Raw genomic sequence first — 18,820 nt, 5'->3', positions numbered from 1 at the left:
GTGCTCATTCTAAAATTATCATGCATCAATCCACTTGCAGTATGCATGTGAATTCTTTTCTCTTTTATTCTGTCAAAGCGTTTTGTACCAAAGTATGTTTGTCCCGAGCGTCCTGTGAATAGTTTACAATCGCTCATTACCAATCCGGCTTTTAAAGCCATCTTATGGTAAGCGTATTCAATATTGGCAATCTCTTTAGGGTCTGACGATGATGGAAATTTAATCAGCCAATCTTCAAAACCTTCTGCCAGTTTTTGATGACCATGCATTAATTCTTTGGTGACATTATTATACCCAACAAATATTTTAGGACGTGCCCCACCGGAAGAACCACCTAAAGTATATAGCTCTTCAATTATATCAGAATCACTTCCTTTTAAAATATGATCCATTTCCCGGGCTATCATATCCAGTTCAATTTCAGATGATATTGCAACATCTTCATCAAACTTTGGTCTGTAACATAAAGCACCCATCCCCTTATCACCAACGTAAGCCAAGCGATCCAATGGAGTTATATTTTGCATATTTACATCTTTCGATGCAAGGGAACGATCTAACAACAACCTTCCCCAACCATCAGGTAACGAATCGTTAAAAACACCATACAGCCCATCAAAGGGTTCTGAACCGGTGGAATTGATTTCATTATTATAAGGCAGCTTAATTGGTGAAATATTGAGACCACATTTCAAAAAATCAGCATTATAGCGAAAGTAGATTGTTCGATTATCCCTTACCGTTTCCCCTACCTCATAACTTTGGCCCTCAAGCTCCAAAGACACTAAAATATTTTTGATATTTTCCATAACAATTTCTTTACCTACTATTTAGTCGAAAAAAGATCCTCAATATTGCCTAAGTCTTCTTTGGGTTGGAAAACTAATTTAAAATCTTCCAGCCTATCAAGAAGGTGAGCTAACTTAAGTAATGATTCCAAAGATATTTGTCCAGTAGTTTCAAAACGTTTTAAGCTCCCTAAAGAGACACCAGATCTCTCTGCCATAACTGATTGAGATAACTTTAATTGTTTACGCAAGGCTTTGTGGCGTTTGGCCAGTTCCTTACCAATTTCATGAGGTGTTGGATTAATTGAATACATATAGCTAATATATTAGACAAATATAGCCATATTTTTATCATATAGCTAATATATTAACCACTACTTTACAGCATGATATTTGTTAATTCGATTATATCAGTTGAAGGCAATCATTTTATCGGTATCTATCCTCTCTTAGAAAATAACACCTCCTGGTTTTTAGTTACAGACTTTGATAAAGAAAACTGGAAGGAAGAATTCGTACTCTTTCAAAAAAAAAATGTAATGAATATAGCACTTCTGCATATATTGAAAGTTCATAATCTGGTAAAGATGCTCATGTTTGGATCATTTTTTAAAAACCACTACCTAAATTAAGATAAGAAAAGCATTTATAACATTATACCTAAGAGCCTCATTTAATAACTTTGAAATCGAAATTATAAAACTTTGATACTTGCTACTTTATATACTTGCTAATAATCACTAAATTTAGATAATTCAGTTTTAATATGTGAATATTGAAAATATATATTAAAAATATGGTATGCATACGCTGCCAAATGGTGGTTAAAAGTGAACTGGAAAAGCTTGGTTTAAACTATATTTATGTCAATATAGGCGAAGCAAATGTTACTGAGAATCTATCTGATGATCAGCTAAAGAAACTAGATCACATTTTGAGAAAATCAGGACTGGAATTGATGGATGATAAAAAAAGTATTCTGGTTGAAAAAATAAAAGTTGCTATTATTGAACTGGTACATTATACTGATGATCAAATAAAAGTAAACTTATCTGACTACCTTAGTGAAAAACTTAATCATAACTATACATATCTGGCTAATCTATTCTCAGAAGTTAAAGGGATAACTATTGAAAAGTTCTTTTTGACACATAAAATTGAAAAAGTTAAGGAACTCATTGTTTATGATGAACTAACTCTTTCCGAAATAGCTTATAAAATGCACTACAGCAGTGCGGCACACTTGTCAAATCAATTTAAAAAAATTACAGGACTTACCCCTTCCCATTTTAAGGATCTTAAAAATAAAAGGCGTGACACACTCGAAAATGTGTGAATGATGTAATTTTTTATTAGAATTCTATAACGCCTTAATTCTATTGTTTCACGAACTTTAACTTTAAATAGTTGAAGCAATTTTAATGCATTAGAGAATTTTACAACTTGGCTAAAATCTTAAACTTCATTTATAGCCAGTTCTTCCTCAATAGTTTACTCAAAACTTATTTTTCCAATGCAATTAAACAAATCAACGCTAGAAAAATAGGCATGAAAATATTATTTGTATATCCACTATATCCCGATTCCTTTTGGAGTTTCAAGCATGCGTTAAAGTTTATTTCAAAAAAAGCTGCTGTTCCTCCTCTTGGATTGATTACCGTATCGGCAATGCTACCCACCAATTGGCAGAAAAAACTGATCGACCTTAATGTTTCTGAACTAGATTTAAAGGATGTTGTCTGGGCCGATTATGTATTCATCAGTGCTATGTATATTCAAAAAGAATCTGTCAAAAAAACTATTTCAGAATGTGTAAAACATAAGAAAAAAATTGTTGCCGGCGGTCCACTTTTTACCCAGGAATACAAAAACTACCCTCTCATTGATCATTTTGTTTTAAATGAGGCTGAAATAACATTACCCTTGTTTCTTGCAGATTTGTCTATAGGGCAGCCCCAAAGAATATATACAACCGATCAATATGCCGATCTATCCCTTTCGCCTGTACCTGATTATCATTTGTTGGAGTTGAAGAAATATGTCTTTATGAACATACAGGTATCGCGAGGGTGTCCTTTTTCATGTGACTTTTGTGAAATTACGTCTCTTCTGGGTCACAAGGTAAGAATGAAAAACACCAGTCAAACAATAAAGGAACTGGAGGCATTATATCAACTAAACTGGCGAGGCCCTGTTTCGATTGTTGACGATAATTTTATAGGTAATAAAAAGGAAATTAAGACACATTTTTTACCAACATTAAAAACATGGCTGCACAAGCATCAGTATCCTTTTGTCTTTAATATTCAGAGCTCAATTGATCTGGCTGATGATAAAGAATTAATGTCCTTAATGATTGAAACAGGTTTTACCTCAACTTTTATTGGGATTGAAACACCCGATGAAATAGCGCTTCGTACGTGTAATAAAGTGCAAAACAAAAATCGCGATTTACTGGAGTCCATAAGAGCAATACAAAATTCAGGACTACAGGTATCAGGAGGCTTTATTGTAGGCTTTGACAGTGATACCCCCAGTGTTTTTCAGCGGCAAATCGATTTTATTCAAAAGAGTGGAATTGTTTCGGCCATGGTTGGACTATTAAATGCCCCAAAAAACACAGTTTTATACAAGAGGTTGGAAACCGAAAACAGATTGACCACTGAAGCAACGGGTAACAATACCGATTCATCAATGAATTTTATACCCAAAATGGATCTGGATGAATTATTGGACGGATATAAAAAAATAATTCATAATATATACGCAGCTAAACCTTATTATAAAAGACTCCGACGATTGTTGATGAATTACAATAGGCTTGACAAAAGGCGAAATAAAATCAATTTCTCTCTTATAAATGCTTTCTTAAAATCGATGTATGTTATTGGGATTGTAAATAAAGGAAGAATTGAGTATTGGAAATTACTAATCTGGACACTATTTAACAAGCCGGGATTATTCTCGGATGCAATAACGTTTACTATTTATGGATATCATTTCAGAACAATATATGGACTCAGACAATCCCGGTAAAAGGTGTGAATGATGTAAATTAAACCATCAATAGTATAACACATGGTTCTATTGCTTAAAGTACCTTTAATTCAAAACAAAGCGTATGGAAACCACTGAAATGGAAAAATCAAAATCGCATATTTTAATTGAAATAATAGAATATGTTCCGAATTCGGTGGTAACAAAAACCATCATAAGAAAAACCACCGGAAATGTAAGTGTTGTAGCTATTGATACCGGAGAAGCTCTTGCAGAAAAAATATCGCCCTTCGATACGTTCATTCAAATTATTGAAGGTACAGCAGAAGTAGTAATTGACGAAAATAAAAACATACTGAAAACCGGTGAAGGCATCATAATCCCTGCTCATACATCAAATAATATTATAGCAAACCAGAGGTTTAAAATGATTTCAACTACCATTAAGAGCGGTTATGAAGCAGTTCAAATTTGAAAGGATTTTATATTAATGAAATGAAGAATCATGAAAGAGCTAAAGCTTATTAATCATTCAGAAGTTATATCAAACCATCAGTTTTCAAAGCAAATTGAGATTAAAGAAAAAAAAATCATTGCCGACAATAAGAAGCTTATAGCAATAATTGGGCATGATATTAAATCACCAATGAGTTCCATGATAAGTTTTTTAGGATTGTTAAAAGAAGGTGCATTTGAATGGAATAGAAATAAGGTTGAAGAATATATTGAAATCGCTCTAAAATCTGCTGAACAAACAATGAAACTACTTGATGGTATTCTTATATGGGCTTTGGCTGAAAACTATAATAACTCATTTCAACCTGAAATTATTGACTTAAAAGAAATCCTGATTGAAGAGACTAATAATCTTGAATTATTTGCATCGCTGAAAGATATCAAAATTACTCTACCTGTTTTTTCTGAAATAAAATTGTTTGCTGATAAGAACATGGTTAAAAGCATATTGAGAAACTTAATTAGCAATGCCATTAAGTACTCACATGCCAACGGAAAGATCGACATAAGTACATTGAGTAAGAACAATAGGTTTCTTGAAGTTACGATTAAAGATTATGGCGTTGGAATGGAACATGAAGTAAGTAATATCCTTTTTGAATCTGGCAAAAACAACTCATTGCCAGGCACAAATAGTGAAACAGGAACTGCGTTTGGTCTATCACTTTGTAAGGAGTTTATAGACATTCACAATGGTAAAATATGGATAATAAGTAAACCAGGAAAAGGAAGTGAGTTTAAATTTACTTTACCTCTGGGAAAACCATAAAAATAAATTTAAACTAAAAACAAACATCATGTCAAAAGAAAAAGATAGTAAAAAAAACAACAAGAAAGCACCCGAAAAAACACTAAAAGAGAAGCGGTTAGCCAGAGAAGCCAAGCGCAGAAAAAAAAACAAAAAAAGCGAAGTCTAACTCAGGTATTTCTCTCACTCTATGGGTTAATTCTCTATAGTTAAGTATTGCATGTATCAATTTAAAAAGAAAAGAGGATAAAAATGAAATTAACATTTATAGGAACATACCCTCCCAGAGAATGTGGTATTGGAACATTTACAAATGATTTGTTCAACTCAATGGTTAATAATCCTGACAATGGAAACGATTCAAACGAAGGGTTTGTTATCGCATTAAGTGATTTTCCAAATGAATATGAATACCCCGATGAAGTAAAAGGTATTATTAGACAAAACAGACAGGAAGATTATTTGCAAGCTGTAAAATTAATCAACTTAAGCGGGGCTGACCTTTGCATACTCGAACACGAATTTGGCATTTTTGGCGGCCAGAGTGGTGTTTATATATTACCTTTACTTTATCGGCTTGAAGTCCCTCTTATAGTTACATTACATACTATTCTCAAAACACCTTCCTATAATGAGAAAGCAGTTTTACAGGAAATCTGTAAAATGGCCAGTAAAATCGTTGTGATGAGTCATAAGGCCATTGAATTTTTGGTCGAAATTTATCAGGTACCTGCTGATAAGATTGAATTCATTGACCACGGTGTCCCTAACTTACAATTTGACAGTCAGATATCACGAAAAGAATTAAAAATTGACACCAAAAAAGTACTAATGACTTTCGGCTTTATTGGACGTAACAAAGGCATTGAAACAGTAATAAAAGCGTTGCCAAAAGTGATCGAAAGGCATCCGAATGTTATTTATTTGATTTTAGGTAAAACTCATCCCAATGTTGTCAGGCACTCGGGCGAAGAATACCGTATTTTTTTAATGCGTCTTGTTAAAAACCTAAAACTTGAGAATAATGTCGTTTTTCTAAATGAATTTTTGGATATTAAAGACCTGTTCAAATATCTGTCGGCTACCGACATTTATATTACACCTTATTTAAACGAAGCACAAATTACCAGTGGTACATTATCCTATGCAGTTGGAGTTGGATCAGCAGTAGTATCCACACCATATTGGCATGCCGAGGAACTATTAGCCGATGACAGAGGCCGACTTTTTAACTTTAATGATCCAGAGGAACTTTCCTCCATTATAACAGAACTGTTTGACCATCCTGAAAAATTAAATTTGCTTAAAAGTAACGCCAGGGCATACGGACAAAAAATAACATGGCCAAAAATCGGCCAGAAGTATTTGAGAGTAGCTCATCAGGCATTAACCCAGAAAGTCGAGAAAATAGTAAATAAGGATACCATAATGGATCTGCTTATTCTGCCACCTTTTTCAATGGCACACATCAATAGATTAACTGATGACACGGGTATTATTCAGCATGCAAAATTTGGCATCCCAAATCTTAAAGAAGGTTACTGCCTCGACGACAATGCCCGTGCTTTACTGATGGTATTAATGGCGCACAAACAAATAAAAGACTCCAGGGCAATTGAATTGTCTCCTGTTTATTTAAGCTATATCCACTATATGCAAAATAAGGATGGCACGTTCAGAAACTTTTTAAGCTTTAGCAGACATTATCTCGACGAAATAGGTTCTGAAGATTCATTTGGCCGAACAATATGGGCATTGGGGTACTTACTCGGAAACGCACCCAATGATGCCTATTATCAAACCGGAAGAGAAGTGTTTTTTAATGCTGCACCTAACTTTAAAAACTTAAAATCCATACGTAGCATTGCAAATACCATGATTGGTGTTTGCTATTATCTTAGATCGAATCCATCAGATGATTCCATGACGGAAAGGTTACGAAATATGGCCCACAAGCTAATTAAGCACTATGACGAAAACGAAACTACAGATTGGCATTGGTTTGAATCATTATTGGCTTATGATAATGGTATATTGCCACTGGCACTGTTACACTCTGCCGAAATTCTGAACGAAGATAAAGTATTGGAGGTTGCAATAAACTCAATGCAATTTCTAACCGCACACACACTTAATGAAAATTACCTGTCAGTAATTGGCAATGAAAAATGGTATAAAAAAGATGGCGAACGCTCAGTGTTTGCGCAACAACCCATCGATGCTATGGCCATGGTTTTAATGTACCATCAGGCATTTATTGTTACAAAAGACAAGGAATACCTGAGCAAACTGTACATCTCATTTTTATGGTTCTTAGGTGAGAACGATTTAAGAATGAGTTTGTACGATTTTGAGACCAACGGTTGTTGCGATGGCTTTGAAAGTTATGGTGTAAACCGTAATCAGGGTGCTGAAAGTTCGTTGGCGTATTTAATTTCCCATCTAACTGTTTTACAGGCTTACGAAGAGTTTCACACCATCGATATTAAAAGCAATGAGGAAAATCCTGATGTAAGAGATGATGGTCAATTGCCACAAAGCCCCAAAAGAGCCTGGCAATCTAATTCATAATAACCAATGCTAATAACCAGATATCAATATAATCCTATTCTTACAAAGATGGATGTGCCTTATCCGGTAGCAACAGTACACAATGCTGCAGTAGTTAAGCACCACGGTAAATATATCATGATATTCAGGTCACATAAGCTAAATGGGCGTAGTATATTGGGAATAGCCGACAGTGAAGATGGTTACAACTTTAAAGTAGATGATAAGCCATTTATGGTGCCGGCTACCAAGGGAATTTTTAAAGAATATGAAACCTATGGAATAGAAGATCCCCGCATTGTATCAATCGATGGTGAATATTTGATTACATATAGTGCCTATTCAAAACATGGGGTTCGAATTGGGCTGGCAAAAACTAAAGATTTTAAAACCGTTGAGCGATTTTCATTAATTACTGAAGCCGACTATCGAAACGTAGTCATCTTCCCTGAAAAAATTAACGGATTATACGCCCGACTGGATCGTCCTCATTCGGAGATATCGCCATGGTCAATCTGGATATCGTATTCGCCTGATTTAAAATATTGGGGCGAGTCGAAACTTATCATGAAACCCATGCAATACCATTGGGATGAGATGAAAATTGGTCCGGGAGCACCACCCATAAAAACACCTCATGGTTGGTTACATATATATCATGGCGTTTTTCCTACAATGGACGGCTGTGTATACCGCCTGGGTGCAGCTTTGCACAACCTGTTGGATCCATCTGTAATTATTGCTGTTGGAGACGAATGGATTCTCCAACCTGAAGAAGATTATGAAATATCAGGCTATGTACACAATGTAGTTTTTTGTTGTGGTGCAGTTTTAGAAGATGACGGCAACCTGAAAATTTATTGGGGTGGAGCTGATACAGTCATGTGTGTGGGAACTGCAAATATTGATGTATTAGTCGACCATTGCTTGAACAATAGTAGACCAGCCATGGGTTGAATCAATGATTGTGGCAGTAGCCGCAGTAACTGATTACTGTAGCTAACAACTTTAAAACTGAAACAATGAAAATAGCAATTCTATCCTCCATAGCATGGCGTACACCACCTCTTAAATATGGACCCTGGGAGCAAGTCGCTTCAAATATTGCAGAGGGACTGATTGAAAAAGGAATTGAGGTAACATTATTTGCAACCGGTAATTCCATTACGAAAGGAAAATTGTCATCGGTAATCGAGACACCCTATGCCGAAGATTCATCTGTTGATCCCAAAGTTGCAGAATGCCTTCACATCAGTAATTTGATGGAACAAGCTGATAGTTTCGACATCATTCATAACAATTTTGATTTTTTACCCCTTACCTATTCAAATTTAATTAAAACACCAATGGTCACAACCATCCATGGCTTTTCGTCTCCCAAAATCATTCCGGTATATAAAAAATACAACCATACTACTCATTATGTTTCCATAAGTGATTCTGACCGACATCCAGAACTTGATTATATTGCGACTGTGTATAACGGAATTAATATTGAAGAGTTTACTTTCAATAGTGAACCTGATGACTATTTACTTTTTTTTGGCAGAATTCACCCCGATAAAGGAACTTATGAGGCGATAGAAATAGCTAAAAAAGCAAAAAGAAAACTAATCATATCCGGTTTAATACAGGATCGGGAATATTTTGATCAAAATGTGAAACCATATATAAACAATGATGATATAATATATGTGGGAAATTCTGGCCCAAAAGACCGTCAACGAATTCTAAGTAAAGCTTTTGCCTTATTACATCCTATTCATTTTGCGGAGCCATTCGGATTGAGTGTGGTTGAAGCCATGGCTTGCGGCACTCCTGTTATTGCTTTTAACCTTGGCTCCATGTCTGAATTAATTCTTCAAAATAAAACAGGTTTCCTTGTTTCTAACATAGCTGAAGCTGTTGATGCTGTAACAAATGTAGAGTCGATTAATCGGCATTATTGCTACGCTAGGGCATCTTCTTTGTTTAGTCGTCATAAAATGATAGAAGGTTATTTGACGGTATATGAAAAAATTCTCAGAATTATATAAAAAAGTCCCGCAAATTGCGGGACTCAAGATTTTTAAATGGTTATATAAACTATGCTAGTTTAACATTAACTGCATTTAATCCCTTTTTTCCTTCTTGCAAATCAAAAGTTACTTCATCGTTCTCCGATATACTATCCTTTATACCTGATGAATGCACAAAATATTCTTTGTTTGAATCTGCATCTTTGATGAATCCGAATCCCTTCGTTTCATTGAAAAATTTCACTGTTCCTTTGTTCATTTTTAAAATAAATTTCGCTAAATAAAAAAAACTAATTATCCACAAATTAGCTTTAATTTTAATATTAGTCAATGATTTAACGCTTCTATTTAAATACATGGCCAACAATTACCATAAGAGTAGTAGACCCTAAAATTTCACTTATCATGTCCGGTTTAAAAACATTGAATTCGAAATGGCCGCCTGAACCGGCCGTATAAATAGTTGTGTCGTTGCCCAATATTTGAAAGCAAACCATTGTGACAGCCTCTACTTGTTTGGGATTGACTTTACCCGGCATTATCGATGCCCCTGGTTTGTTATTGCTATAAACTACAACTTGATTACCCTCCACCCCCGATAATTTTCCTCGACAGATTGATCCAAAATGGGCTTAGAAACAAGGTAAGCGCAATAGCACTAATTACTAATTGGTAGTCGTAAATTTTAAGGCTATGTCATTCTTAAAGGTTGACAACTATCTGATTTGGTCATAACTTGGTAAAAAACCAATAGCTATGAAAGCAAGAACATTCCACAAACTACTATTACAGGTCGATAGATTGAATTCAGACCAGTTTAGACGTTTAAAAGAAAGTTTGCAATCAATTGAACTTTCCAATAAAGTGGCAGCAAATATAGAAACTCCGTTTCAAGAACTTAGTTGTCCTCATTGTAAAAGCCAGAAAAAACAACGATGGGGAAAGCGAAGTGGGTTACAAAGGTATCGATGCAAGGAGTGCAAAAGAACTTATAATAGTCTTACTAACACCCCCCTTTCCAGATTGCGTAAAAAAGAGCAATGGTTAGAATATTCCTCCTGTTTAGTTTCTGGAATCAGCGTTAGAAAAGCGGCAATGAAATGCAATGTACATCGTAATACATCTTTTAGGTGGAGGCATCGCTTTTTAGCCAATGCAAAATCTGTTGCTCCAGAAAAGCTAAGCGGTATTATTGAAGCGGATGAGACCTATTTCCTAAAATCAGAGAAGGGAAACAAAAAACTAAATAGAAAACCGCGTAAACGGGGAGGGAAAGCATCACAAAGAGGCTTAAGCAAGGAGCAAGTCTGTGTTTTAGTTTGTCGAGATCGACAAGCAAACACTATAGATCATATTTTCGAGAACTTCACAGGGAATAACTTAAAGGATTATTTAAAAGATAAAGTGAGTTCTGACATTCTTTTCTGTAGCGATGGGAAATCTACCTATAAGAAGTTTATTAAGGAAAAAGGCTATAGACATGGTTGCCTAAACTTGTCAAAGGGCATAAGGATAATAAAAGATATAGTCCACATACAAAATGTGAATGCCTACCACAGTCGCCTTAAAGAATGGTTATATCGCTTTCATGGGGTAGCCACAAAATACTTAGAGAATTATTTATCCTGGTTTAGAGAACTTGACGAGTTTGCCTCTGACATTAGACCTGAAATCCTTTTATTAAGAGGAAAGAAAGCTTCTCTTTATAAAGTTCAACCTTTTACTGTGACATAGCCAATTTTAATAATACCTGAATAATAACCTGATGATCCTAAAATAAAACTGAATTCTCCAATCTGTGATAGCAATGCGGCGGTATAAAAACTTGTTTTCCAATCTTTACAAAAAATACGCATGGTCAAAACATTAATGGAATTATTAACAATAAAAACAATGAGCACAAGTAAACCAATGGTAAATGCATTCTCTTTTAAAAACTGCAAATCAATTAACATCCCTATAGAAACAAAGAATAAAGCAACAAACATTATTTTAAAAGCATGCAAGCTGTCATGTACCCATTGTATCGATTTGGTTGATGATAATATAATGCCTGCAATAAATGCCCCTAATGCTGATGACAAGCCAAAAAACGCTGTTAATATCGAGAACCCAAAACATAACGTAAAAGCAACAAACACCTGCACTTCATGGTCTTTTTCAATATATTTCATGAAGGGGAGTTTAATTTCCTTCTTTTTAAGAATATAGATGATTATGCCTATAATCAATACACCGCCAATTAACTGTTTTAGCATTTCAGTTATATGCGGCTTATCTCCTCCCATATAACTCATAATGATAAGCATAGGTACAATTAAAATATCTTGGGCGATAAGTACACCAAGCACATTTTGACCCACTTTTGTCATTAATTCGTTTCGTTCTTGTAAGAGTTTTACTATTACAGCTGTACTACTTAAGCTAATAACAAAACCCAGCATAACAACCTGATTGATTTTCCAATTAAAAGTTGCACTCAGAAACCACACAATTATTATACTTACACCTATCTGAATTAAGGTCCCCAAAACGGACACTCTCCAGTTTGTAATTAGATTTGGCAGATGGATTTCCATTCCAACAAAAAATAATAACAAAACCAACCCCAGTGACCCAAGATTGGTGATTAAAAGCTCATCAGTAATAAGCCTAAAACCGTATGGCCCAACCAAAACACCTACAATTAAGTAGGTTACGATAGAGGGCTGTTTAATTACCCTGAGCAAAAAACCTACAACCAAAATAATCATTGACAGTATGACAAATTTGGAAAGTACAGGATCAATGAGAATTGCAAAAATCATATCACGTTTTGATTTTTAAATACTATTTAAGACATAATTTACTGATTATATACAGTAAAACTTTTTAAAGCCTTTCCCAGTTCTTCCATATCATGGTTGAGTTTCTGTTTAAAAGAATCCCATTTCTCAGAACCATCATTTTTATACGTTTCGATTCTTTTGCTTATTTCGTTCTTTTTTAATTCCAATTCTGCTATTGCATCTTCGTATTTATTTTTAATAGCATTGGTACTGAAACCCCTTGAAAACAAAATTCCACCGGGTACTATATCTTTCTCTTTCTCAATTTTCTCAAGGGATTCATCAAGAGCAATATCAAGTTTTTTCTTTGATTCACTAAGTTCTTTTTTTGCAAGAATTAGTTTTTGTTTGGCTTCATCAACTTCTTTTCTGGCATAGTTTAGCTTCTCCTTTGCTTCATCCATTTTTTTCTCTAAAGATTCGCATTTGGTTAAATCTTCGCCTTTAACAAAACCAATAACTGTCAGGTGTTTTAATACTTTGTTTTTCATTGTATTATTTTTTAAATTAGTATTCAATATTTACCCAAGTTACCTCCATGCTCAACAAAAGGCGTTACACAACTTCAAATATATATTACAACATTCACACCTTTAAGGCACAAATTAGGATTAACTACACAGCTATTGTGTATTTGTTTTTCCGGGATCAATAACCCGATATGCCAATAATTTCAAACGATCATTGAACAGAAACCAAACCAGTGCATACCCCCAAACAAACAGTGCCCAGCCCCAGCCAAGTGGAGTCATAAACAATCCATAAACGGCTATCAGAGTTGATATGATTTGGGTGCCGACTACGGCAATCCACAAAATTCGGGCAGGTCGTATAGACCAGAATGGGCCACGTGTTCGGGTTAAAAAGATGGTAAGGTGACCTGCAACTGAGAGTTTCAAATACATTAAGGTTTGGATGTGTTCGCGGCCGAGATGAAAAACACGTTCACCCAGATAAAATAAACCAAATGCGGAGATCACACCAATTACACCCAGCACTGTTGAAATACCCAACACCATTCTCATATTCCATGCTTCGGGTTGATCTTTGTATTTAACCTTGTCATAGGCGATTGACAGGATGGCGCCATCGTTTAGAAGGGCCAGCATCACAATCATGACGGCTGTTACCGGATAAAAATTGAATACCAGTATTGATAAAGTCATAAATAGCAAAATGCGAAGTGTTTCGGTTATACGGTAGATGGCGTAACTGTTCATTCGCTGGAATATATTGCGGCTTTCTTTAATGGCATCAATAATTACCGACAGGCCCGGAGCCATCAGTACAATAGATGCAGCAGCCCGGGCGGCATCGGTTGCTTCGGAGACTGCAATACCGCAATCGGCTTTTTTTAATGCAGGCGCATCATTTACGCCATCGCCTGTCATACCAACAATGTGACCCATTTTTTGCAACACATCTACAATGTGAAACTTGTGTTCGGGAAATACCTGCGCGAAACCGTCGGCCTTTTCGATAGACGTGGCCACTTCTTCAGTCTCGACTCGTTTTGAATCACCCAATCCTCTGGCATCATAAATTAACGAGCCCATACCCAATTTTTGGGCAGTTTCTTGAGCAATGGCCAATGCATCGCCTGTAACCATTTTAATTTTAACTCCCATTTTGAGTGCAATAGCGATTGTTTCCGCTGCATCTTCTCTTGGAGGATCGAACAGAGGCAACACTCCATCGAACTGCCATTTGCCTTCTCCATTGGTATGGGCAACACCCAATGAGCGAAATCCACGAGCTGCAAATTCATTGACGGCCTCATCCACAACAGACTTGATTTGATCGGTATTATGAACCAATTCAAGAATTACTTGCGGTGCTCCTTTGGTTACTTTAAATTTCTTGCCATCTTTATCTTTAACAGTAGCTTCTGTGAGCTTGTGTACCGGATCGAAAGGTTGGAAATGAACCACTTCATAGTTATTCAATTCATCATTATTTTTAAGACCTCCAAGTACTGCCAGATCAATGGAATCATTATTATCGGCTCGCGATGCCAATGCCCCATTCAAGATCACCTGGCCACCGGTAATATTATCCATAAAGAAAGGATCACCCAGCGTTAATTTATTTTGGGTAAGGGTACCGGTTTTGTCTGCACAAAGCAAGTCAACTCCGGCCAGTTCTTCAATGGCCACCAATCGACTTACAATGGCCTCTTTTTTCGCCAGTAAGCGAGCTCCAACTGCCATCGTTACCGATAAAACGGTCGGCATAGCAACCGGTATTGCTGCAATGGTGAGTACCAAAGCAAACTGCAAGGTGGATAAAATCGGGTCGCCACGATAAATGGCTACTGCAATAATTATTGCCACCAAAGTAACTGCGAGATAAATAAGGTAGTTGCCTATTTTTAATACCGCTTTCTGAAAATGGCTGACAGTATGCGCTTCCTGCACCAATTGTGCTGTTTTGCCAAAATAGGTGTTTGTACCGGTAGCATAAACCAGAGCCCCAATCTCACCACGGCGAATAACTGATCCGGAATATAAAGCTTCACCAGGATTACGTGTTGTGGGAAGTGATTCGCCCGTTAATGCAGATTGATCGACCTCAATGGAATCTCCTTCCAACAAACGAGCATCTGCAGGAACAATATCTCCCAACCGTAACCGGATAATATCACCAGGCACCAGTTCACATGCTGATGGATTGACCCATTTTCCATCCCTTTTCACCCTTGCTTTTACAGCCAGTTTGGCTTTAAGGGCTTCAATAGCATTGCCTGCTTCATGTTCTTCCCAATATCCTATTACTGAATTAGCGATTAGCAAAATAAGGATAATGAAAAAATCAGGCCAATGCCTGGCAACTGCTGATAAGATTACTGCTGCCTCAATCATCCAAGGTATAGGGCCCCAAAAATAGGTGAGGAACTTTAGTAATAAATTGGTTTTCTTTTCTTCTATCTCGTTGGGTCCGTATTGAGACAGCCTTTTTGTTGCTTCGGCCTGTGTAAGGCCTTCCTGTGAAGAACCCAGTTTTTTCATCAATTCGGATACAGAAAGAGACGTAATATCGTCTGCTACATTGGAATTTGCATCGGCATCTCTATTACTCTTTGTATTTGGTTTCATACTTCACAATCGATTAATGTGCTGTTTTATATTATGGAATTACCTCTACCCATCCGTCAATCCAGGTATGGGTATGGGAAAGATAAAATCAATCAGGACATTGTGATGTGCTCTTGAAATATGATCTTTAAATGATTTCATACTTTGATGCACATCAATAACGTACTTTTTCCCCAGCCTTTTTAGTATTTTATCAAGATTTGCCAATTCCTTTTTGATAGCTGCCTCCCTGCTAATTTTATCTTTCGGCAGTTCGTTTTCGAGTTGTTCCAGATTTTTTCGAAAGACTTTGTCCGCCTCCAAATAAAATTTCGTGAGAAGCGGATCGGAGGTAAATGTTTTTATATGTGCAAATTCAATGGCAGCTTTTTTTTCGGCTTTATCAAGGGTATCATCAAGACTTGCCGCCAGAATTGAAATATATGCAGGGTATTTTAACAATGCATCTGTTTGCTTGTTTGTAAGACGTTTAAATATTTTCATGTCAGGTGTTTTTAAGTTGGAGCGCTTTGCATTTTCATATTGGATCATTCCATTTTCAGTTAAATATCTCAGGCATATCCAGACCATATTTTTCATTGTATTGCTTGTGTTTGACAGGTTCATCCTGCATAAGCCTTGAGGTGTGCTCTCTTATTGCCCAAATCCGGTATCCTATTGATTACATCCTGAACCAGATGAAATCTGTCAAGCTTGCTGAGAACGGGCATGTCAAAGTAGGTGGTAATGGAACGTATTGATAAGTTGTTCAAGTATTATATTCACACAATAACATCATTTGCAATCCCAAAACTCTTCTAAACATTTCTGTTACCATTACTACAGTCTCTAAACCACTTTGATCTATTGCATTACTTCTGCATCTTTCACATTTAGTATTGCGTCAACTTTACGATGAGGATAATTGGGGTACTAAGCACTTATCTATCTGGAATAAAAACAGTAGCAAAATGACATTGCTTTGGTAAATCATTCATTCCATATAGAATCATCCTTACAGATGAAGTATCAAGTTCATCCTTCTTGTTTTCTCGTTGGAATAATGAAAAGCGGTATAGAAGATTGCTTTAAAACTTTCTCAGTTACGCTTCCAACGAGCATTTCTGCTAACCACTTATGACTGTGGGAACCAATAGCAATAATATCAGCATGATAGTCTGTTGCAGCCTTTATGATCGTTTCGGCTTGCTCACCTTCCTTTACGACTGTTTGGATGTTCTTGTCACCAAGGTGTTGTTTCATTTTTTCAAGATAATGTTCCGATGCCAATTGAAGTGTTTCAATGCTATTTAATTCCAAAGGACTCACGTCCATAAAACCGGTAAAGCCCATAATCGGAGAATAATCTGGAGTAGAATAGTAAACCGGATCTATTATTACATGCAATAATATAACCTTAGCATTCATGGCTTTTGCCATTGAGAATCCCACTTCCGCTACCTTTTGCGCAGTAGGTCCATAATCCAAAGCAATTAATACCTTTTTCATTCGTTTATATTTAGTCGTTTAAATATCAGATGGAACTCCCAAAAAAATAATCATCCTCGCATGTGAGAAAACTTTTATCACGGTTGTTTCATTTTTCCTGATTTTGAATAATTACCATTTCTATATTGCAAACGAATTTTTTAAGTTATTCAAGATTTCACCTATGTTACATCCTAATCGTTTTTGTGTTTTCTTTCAAGCGGAAGTAATCCTGCCATATCTCCGATAATATTCACTAATTCAGAACCTGTTGGAATAACTATTTTAGCATTGTTTCCTAAGGATGCTTCCAATGCCTCCAATTTTCTTAACATTTGAGCGTTCCCAATAAAGTATTTGTCGGCAGCTTCGTTTACCAGCTTTATAGCTTCTGCTTCTCCTTCTGCATGCAGGATTTTAGCGCGCTTATAACCTTCAGCTTCTTTAATTTTAGCTCGTTTCACGCCATCAGCTACTGTTTCAGCTGCTGTAGCCGAATCGATGGCTGCTATTTTTTCGTTTTCAGCTTTTACTACTTTATTCATCGTTTCCTGCACATCTTTTGGCGGGTCAATTTCTTTCAACTCGGTGCGTACAATGTTAATACCCCAACTCTTGGTTTCGTCATGCAGAGTTTTATATAGAGCATCGTTAATTTTTCCACGTTCACTGTTGGCCGATTTAAGTGTCAGTGTGCCGATGATATTACGCAGTGTTGTACGAGCAAGGTTCACAATCTGCCAGGTGTAGTCGTTTACATTGTAGATTGATTCCTTAACATTTTCCTCTTCAGCTTTCACCCTGAAGTAAACCTGTGCATCAACACTGGCATTCAAATTATCATTTGTGATGATTTCCTGTGGCTCTGCATCTATCATTTGTTCGGTTACATTTACCAGATAGAGTCTGTCGATAAGTGGTATAATCCAGTGAAATCCTTGATTGGCAAAACTATGATATTTTCCAAGCCTCTCAATAAGCCCACGGTGAGTAGGCCTTACAATTCTGATTCCTGCAAAGAAAATAATTACAACCGGAATCATTAATAAATAATAATTCATAATATTTTTCCTTTTTATTTCTGTTTATAAATTTTCAGCAATCCCAACCATTTCATCCAAAATAAGAGTGTCGAACTCTAACAAAGGTGCCTGTTTAAAGACACCCTTTGCCATTTATCCAATTTCGATATGTTTTGGACCTTTTTCCTTTGCTTCCTCCTTTTTGGGAATATTAATAATTAAAATGCCTTCTTTGTACGTAGCTTTAATAGCCTCTTCATCTACACTGGTTGGCAATGTAAATGAACGGTTAAAGGATGTGTAACTAAATTCCCTACGTGTGAACTTTTCATTGTCATCTTCTTTTTTTAATATTTTTTCAGATGAGATGGTAAGTACATTGTGGTCAATATCAAGTTTGAAGTCTGTTTTCTCCATGCCTGGTACTGCCATTTCAATATCAAATTCATCAATAGTCTCTTTAACATTCACTGCAGGTATTGATACCCCCACGTAAGATTCTTCATTTGGCCACATTGGACTGGAGAAAAAGTTATCCGTCCAAGCAGGAAATAATGTTGGATTTTTTAGTTTTGGATACATTTTCGCTGTTTTTAAGATTAAATAAATTATTTACTCGATAATTGCTTACCAAAAATAAGCCTGATAAGTATGATTAAACCCGCTACTGCAAGTATTAAATGAACAGCTCCTGAGGAATTAAATCCCCAAAAAATGATTCCCCAAATTACCAGCAATAATGCTGCAATAACATAAAGTGAATTTTTCATGATTCCTTATCTTTTGTATAT

At 36.0% G+C, this 18,820-nt stretch carries 22 protein-coding genes; 9 read left to right on the top strand and 13 right to left on the bottom strand.

Annotated elements, in window-relative coordinates; translation table 11 throughout:
* Both OM074_RS17570 and OM074_RS17565 read right to left on the bottom strand, forming a co-directional pair.
* Positions 1 to 809 (bottom strand): type II toxin-antitoxin system HipA family toxin (locus tag OM074_RS17570; RefSeq protein WP_301201855.1); only part of this gene is annotated, 809 nt, incomplete at its 3' end.
* 17 nt (positions 810 to 826) lie between these two features.
* Positions 827 to 1,102 carry a helix-turn-helix domain-containing protein gene (locus tag OM074_RS17565; RefSeq protein ID WP_301201854.1) on the bottom strand — a complete coding sequence of 92 codons (276 nt, stop codon included), beginning with the start codon at positions 1,100 to 1,102 and terminating at the stop codon, positions 827 to 829.
* A gap of 72 nt (positions 1,103 to 1,174) precedes the next feature.
* Between OM074_RS17565 and OM074_RS21635 the strand changes: the two genes are divergently transcribed.
* From OM074_RS21635 to OM074_RS17530, 8 genes are all read left to right on the top strand, one after another.
* Entirely contained in the window at positions 1,175 to 1,420 is a 246-nt protein-coding gene (locus OM074_RS21635; RefSeq protein WP_435873445.1) for a TOTE conflict system archaeo-eukaryotic primase domain-containing protein, read from the top strand.
* A 164-nt stretch (positions 1,421 to 1,584) separates the two neighbouring features.
* Entirely contained in the window at positions 1,585 to 2,124 is a 540-nt protein-coding gene (locus OM074_RS17560) for a helix-turn-helix domain-containing protein (protein ID WP_301201853.1), read from the top strand.
* Between the two features lie 212 nt (positions 2,125 to 2,336).
* Positions 2,337 to 3,824 carry a B12-binding domain-containing radical SAM protein gene (locus OM074_RS17555; RefSeq protein WP_301201852.1) on the top strand — a complete coding sequence of 496 codons (1,488 nt, stop codon included), beginning with the start codon at positions 2,337 to 2,339 and terminating at the stop codon, positions 3,822 to 3,824.
* A gap of 85 nt (positions 3,825 to 3,909) precedes the next feature.
* Positions 3,910 to 4,260, top strand: coding sequence for a cupin domain-containing protein (locus tag OM074_RS17550; protein WP_301201851.1), 351 nt, complete (start codon positions 3,910 to 3,912; stop codon positions 4,258 to 4,260).
* Between the two features lie 30 nt (positions 4,261 to 4,290).
* Positions 4,291 to 5,070: a sensor histidine kinase gene (locus OM074_RS17545; RefSeq protein WP_301201850.1), complete on the top strand. Its 780-nt coding sequence runs from the start codon at positions 4,291 to 4,293 to the stop codon at positions 5,068 to 5,070.
* A gap of 231 nt (positions 5,071 to 5,301) precedes the next feature.
* Positions 5,302 to 7,620, top strand: a complete 2,319-nt coding sequence (locus OM074_RS17540; RefSeq protein WP_301201849.1) for a glycosyltransferase family 4 protein — start codon at positions 5,302 to 5,304, stop codon at positions 7,618 to 7,620.
* Between the two features lie 6 nt (positions 7,621 to 7,626).
* A complete protein-coding gene (locus OM074_RS17535) occupies positions 7,627 to 8,556 on the top strand; it encodes a glycoside hydrolase family 130 protein (RefSeq protein WP_301201848.1) in 930 nt (309 codons plus the stop codon).
* 65 nt (positions 8,557 to 8,621) lie between these two features.
* Complete coding sequence (locus OM074_RS17530) at positions 8,622 to 9,635, top strand: glycosyltransferase family 4 protein (RefSeq protein ID WP_301201847.1); 1,014 nt, start codon at positions 8,622 to 8,624, stop codon at positions 9,633 to 9,635.
* A 49-nt stretch (positions 9,636 to 9,684) separates the two neighbouring features.
* Here the strand turns inward: OM074_RS17530 and OM074_RS17525 are convergent, their stop codons facing one another.
* Both OM074_RS17525 and OM074_RS21630 read right to left on the bottom strand, forming a co-directional pair.
* Positions 9,685 to 9,876 (bottom strand): cold-shock protein, encoded by a 192-nt coding sequence (locus OM074_RS17525; RefSeq protein ID WP_212219518.1) that lies wholly within the window; start codon positions 9,874 to 9,876, stop codon positions 9,685 to 9,687.
* 85 nt (positions 9,877 to 9,961) lie between these two features.
* On the bottom strand, positions 9,962 to 10,210 hold the full coding sequence (locus OM074_RS21630; protein WP_244826086.1) for a lyase family protein: 249 nt from the start codon (positions 10,208 to 10,210) through the stop codon (positions 9,962 to 9,964).
* A gap of 163 nt (positions 10,211 to 10,373) precedes the next feature.
* Between OM074_RS21630 and OM074_RS17515 the strand changes: the two genes are divergently transcribed.
* On the top strand, positions 10,374 to 11,351 hold the full coding sequence (locus tag OM074_RS17515) for an IS1595 family transposase (RefSeq protein WP_301201844.1): 978 nt from the start codon (positions 10,374 to 10,376) through the stop codon (positions 11,349 to 11,351).
* On the opposite strand, the gene OM074_RS17510 is transcribed toward OM074_RS17515, so the two are convergent.
* The 9 genes from OM074_RS17510 to OM074_RS17475 form a co-directional block, all read right to left on the bottom strand.
* Positions 11,330 to 12,424, bottom strand: coding sequence for a cation:proton antiporter domain-containing protein (locus tag OM074_RS17510; RefSeq protein WP_301201843.1), 1,095 nt, complete (start codon positions 12,422 to 12,424; stop codon positions 11,330 to 11,332). The genes OM074_RS17515 and OM074_RS17510 overlap by 22 nt on opposite strands.
* 38 nt (positions 12,425 to 12,462) lie before the next feature.
* The gene (locus OM074_RS17505; RefSeq protein ID WP_301201842.1) at positions 12,463 to 12,936 is read right to left on the bottom strand and encodes a hypothetical protein; all 474 of its coding nucleotides are present in this window, start codon (positions 12,934 to 12,936) and stop codon (positions 12,463 to 12,465) included.
* A gap of 132 nt (positions 12,937 to 13,068) precedes the next feature.
* Positions 13,069 to 15,540 carry a plasma-membrane proton-efflux P-type ATPase gene (locus tag OM074_RS17500; protein ID WP_301201841.1) on the bottom strand — a complete coding sequence of 824 codons (2,472 nt, stop codon included), beginning with the start codon at positions 15,538 to 15,540 and terminating at the stop codon, positions 13,069 to 13,071.
* Positions 15,541 to 15,585: 45 nt separating this feature from the next.
* A complete protein-coding gene (locus OM074_RS17495; RefSeq protein ID WP_301201839.1) occupies positions 15,586 to 16,023 on the bottom strand; it encodes a hypothetical protein in 438 nt (145 codons plus the stop codon).
* Between the two features lie 119 nt (positions 16,024 to 16,142).
* The gene (locus tag OM074_RS21530; protein ID WP_363320294.1) at positions 16,143 to 16,292 is read right to left on the bottom strand and encodes a phosphoketolase family protein; all 150 of its coding nucleotides are present in this window, start codon (positions 16,290 to 16,292) and stop codon (positions 16,143 to 16,145) included.
* 262 nt (positions 16,293 to 16,554) lie between these two features.
* Entirely contained in the window at positions 16,555 to 17,028 is a 474-nt protein-coding gene (locus OM074_RS17490) for a universal stress protein (protein WP_301201838.1), read from the bottom strand.
* 173 nt (positions 17,029 to 17,201) lie between these two features.
* The gene (locus OM074_RS17485; RefSeq protein ID WP_301201836.1) at positions 17,202 to 18,068 is read right to left on the bottom strand and encodes an SPFH domain-containing protein; all 867 of its coding nucleotides are present in this window, start codon (positions 18,066 to 18,068) and stop codon (positions 17,202 to 17,204) included.
* 114 nt (positions 18,069 to 18,182) lie between these two features.
* Entirely contained in the window at positions 18,183 to 18,611 is a 429-nt protein-coding gene (locus tag OM074_RS17480; RefSeq protein ID WP_301201835.1) for an Hsp20/alpha crystallin family protein, read from the bottom strand.
* A 26-nt stretch (positions 18,612 to 18,637) separates the two neighbouring features.
* A complete protein-coding gene (locus OM074_RS17475; protein WP_301201834.1) occupies positions 18,638 to 18,799 on the bottom strand; it encodes a hypothetical protein in 162 nt (53 codons plus the stop codon).
* Positions 18,800 to 18,820 lie beyond the last annotated feature (21 nt).

This window comes from Plebeiibacterium marinum, assembly GCF_026013615.1.
GTDB lineage: Bacteria > Bacteroidota > Bacteroidia > Bacteroidales > Marinilabiliaceae > Saccharicrinis > Saccharicrinis marinus_A.
The sequence above is the reverse complement of the archived record's forward strand: the minus strand, read 5'-3'. Positions and strand labels throughout refer to the sequence as shown.